Below are 2,421 nucleotides of genomic sequence, written 5' to 3' on the forward strand. Positions count from 1 at the left end.
CCTCGCCGCCACTCCCATCTTCTGGCATCTTCTGGTTATGAGTCCTGTGCCTAGGGGGAGAGGCGGGTGATCAGGACTGTTGCCTCCTGGGCAGAACTGGCCTCCACGTCCACCTGCTGTCCGGCGGCGAGAAACTGATTCACCACACTCTCCAGGGGTTCACCGCAGTCCAGCTTGACCCGCAGCCCTTCACCCACCGCCAACTTCTCAAGCGCCAACTGGCATCGAATAGCATTCAGAGGACAGGGAACACCCCGCAGGTCCAAGCCAATGGTGTTGTCCATGGTCTTCGCGAACGGAGCTTAGAGAAAGCCCCCCAGTCTGCTGGGGTTCCCCTGCGCTTTTTTGTCCAACTGCTTGAGCAAGGACCGGCCTTCCGGCGAGAGACCGCTGGGAATGTCCCTCTCCTTGAGGGAAAACCTGCCCTTGGGAAGTCTCACCTTGACGGTCAGCAGATGGTCACCCCGTGCCACAGGGTTGCCCAGCTTGGGCACACCAAGGCCTGGCAGGGTGAGAACTTCGCCCGGCTGGGTGCCGGCCGGTAACTCGATGGACTGATCGCCTTCCACGGTGGCCACCGTGATGGTGTCGCCAAGAATGGCTTGCAGATAGCTCACCTCAGTGGTGGAGAGGATGGTGGTCCCTTCCCGCTGGAACCTGGGATCAGACCCCACCTGTAATTGCACAAACAGGTCTCCAGCCGGGCCACCCCGCTCTCCCGCGTTCCCCTCGCCAGCAACCCGAAGCTGCTGGTCGGACTCCACGCCGCGGGGAATGGTGATGCGGAGTTTTTTAAGCACCTGGGTGGCGCCTTGGCCGTTGCAGGCGCCACAGCGATCCTCCGGCTTGATCAATTGCCCCCTGCCGCCACAAGCGGGACAGGTAGTCACCTGGGAAATCACGCCAAAGGGTGTGCGGCTGGTGCGACGAACCTGACCCTGACCCCGACAGGTGGGGCAGGTGGTCAGACGTCTGCCAGGTTTGAGACCGTTACCTGAGCACGTAGAGCAGGTCTCCAGGTGGCGAATCGTCACTTCCCGGGTGGTGCCAAAAACGGCCTCGCGGAGGGAAATGGTCAGGTCCAGGCGAAGGTGGTCCCCTTGGGTTGGCCCTTGTCGACGCTGTGATCCCCTGCCGGTTGCCGCCCCGCCACCGAAAAAGCTTTCAAAGAGGTCGGCAACGCCCCCCATATCACCCATGTCAGGCATGCCACCGGCCGCTCCGCTCACCCCCGCTTCACCAAACTGGTCATAGCGGGCCCGTTGTTCCGGATCACTGAGCACCTCGTAGGCCCGGCCAATCTCCTTGAATCGTTCCTCCGCCCCCGGCTCACTGTTGACGTCCGGGTGGTACTGGCGGGCCAGCCGCCGGTAGGAGCGCTTAAGGGTGTCCGGGTCGGTGTCCCTGCTGACGTTCAAAAGGTTGTAGTAGTCGGCCATGCAGAGGGCTTTACTGTGAGAGGAGTTTGTATCCACAGCTTACGGAGATGCCGGTCCTGACCGCTAAGGCAGTTGATCCTCGTCATTCCAGGAGAGAATCTGCTGGCGTTTAATCGCTGCTCCAAGCCAGGAGTGAGTTCTGGAGCAGCCAGTAGCCCTCACCACCTATCCACCGCCATGACCCGTCACCTCAGAGCACTGGTCTTCTCCTCCGTGCTTCCATTTCTCCTAATCCTCCCCAGAGGAGATGCCTCTCCCCACACAGTTCCTGTAAGGCTCCTTGTTGGGGACATCGATACCTCTGGAGACGCCTCTCAAGCAAAAGAAGCGCCTCAGATGGAGATTGCTTCCATTCCCACCACGGATGAGGAGTTCAAGAAAATGCGAGCCTTGATGCTCAACAACTTGCCTCAGCATCATAGTGTTGTTGATGAACTTTTAATGGAGCGTCGCGCTGCAGCGAAGGGGACCGCCGCATGACTTGGGAAAGATCATTACCGATTACAACGAAAGGAGTCGTCCTTGATGCATCGGCTCTTCTTGCCTTCATTTTCAGTGAAGCAGGGAGCAACAGGGTGGATGATTTCCTCAAAAATACAGATTGTTTCACCAGCAGCGTCAACTGGTCAGAGGTGGTTCAAAAAGTTCGTCAGAAAAGCCCAGAGCCCTTTCTCGGCACGGTTTTTACAAAGCTTTCTCACGACCTATCCCCTCAAAGTTGAGCAGGTCACCATTGAGGACGGGCAACGGGCAGCAGAGCTGTGGCGCCAAGGCACCCCACTGTCGCTGGCGGATCGGTTTTGCCTTGCTCTCGGTCAGAGACTCAGAATTCCTGTCGTCACCGCTGACAAAGAGTGGAGCAAAGTCGATGTGGCCATTAGGGTCATTCAGATTCGAGATTAGCCAAGGCGTAGTCAAGTGCCAGTGCAACCTGAGCAATTGGGCCAGGCCAAGCCAGCCCAGGAGCCCGCCAACGGGGTTA

At 58.8% G+C, this 2,421-nt stretch carries 4 protein-coding genes; 2 read left to right on the forward strand and 2 right to left on the reverse strand.

The window, feature by feature from the left end:
• Positions 1-50: 50 nt before the first annotated feature.
• Together FLM9_RS03260 and dnaJ are read right to left on the reverse strand one after the other, a co-directional pair.
• Entirely contained in the window at positions 51-284 is a 234-nt protein-coding gene (locus tag FLM9_RS03260; RefSeq protein ID WP_074457242.1) for a sulfurtransferase TusA family protein, read from the reverse strand.
• Between the two features lie 18 nt (positions 285-302).
• A complete protein-coding gene (gene dnaJ, locus FLM9_RS03265) occupies positions 303-1,439 on the reverse strand; it encodes a molecular chaperone DnaJ (RefSeq protein WP_074457243.1) in 1,137 nt (378 codons plus the stop codon).
• 177 nt (positions 1,440-1,616) lie between these two features.
• Here dnaJ and FLM9_RS03270 point away from each other — a divergent pair, with 177 nt between their 5' ends.
• Together FLM9_RS03270 and FLM9_RS03275 are read left to right on the forward strand one after the other, a co-directional pair.
• Positions 1,617-1,919, forward strand: a complete 303-nt coding sequence (locus FLM9_RS03270; RefSeq protein WP_074457244.1) for a hypothetical protein — start codon at positions 1,617-1,619, stop codon at positions 1,917-1,919.
• Between the two features lie 45 nt (positions 1,920-1,964).
• On the forward strand, positions 1,965-2,342 hold the full coding sequence (locus FLM9_RS03275) for a PIN domain-containing protein (RefSeq protein ID WP_368794370.1): 378 nt from the start codon (positions 1,965-1,967) through the stop codon (positions 2,340-2,342).
• Positions 2,343-2,421 lie beyond the last annotated feature (79 nt).

This window comes from Candidatus Synechococcus spongiarum, from assembly GCF_900047545.1.
Lineage (GTDB): Bacteria > Cyanobacteriota > Cyanobacteriia > PCC-6307 > Cyanobiaceae > Synechococcus_B > Synechococcus_B spongiarum_C.

What these genes read in the sequence shown, in the direction of transcription:
- FLM9_RS03260 (WP_074457242.1), bottom strand. Translation starts at nt 284, where the DNA reads ATGGACAACACCATTGGCTTGGACCTGCGGGGTGTTCCCTGTCCTCTG.
- dnaJ (WP_074457243.1), bottom strand. Translation starts at nt 1,439, where the DNA reads ATGGCCGACTACTACAACCTTTTGAACGTCAGCAGGGACACCGACCCG.
- FLM9_RS03270 (WP_074457244.1), top strand. Translation starts at nt 1,617, where the DNA reads ATGACCCGTCACCTCAGAGCACTGGTCTTCTCCTCCGTGCTTCCATTT.
- FLM9_RS03275 (WP_368794370.1), top strand. Translation starts at nt 1,965, where the DNA reads ATGCATCGGCTCTTCTTGCCTTCATTTTCAGTGAAGCAGGGAGCAACA.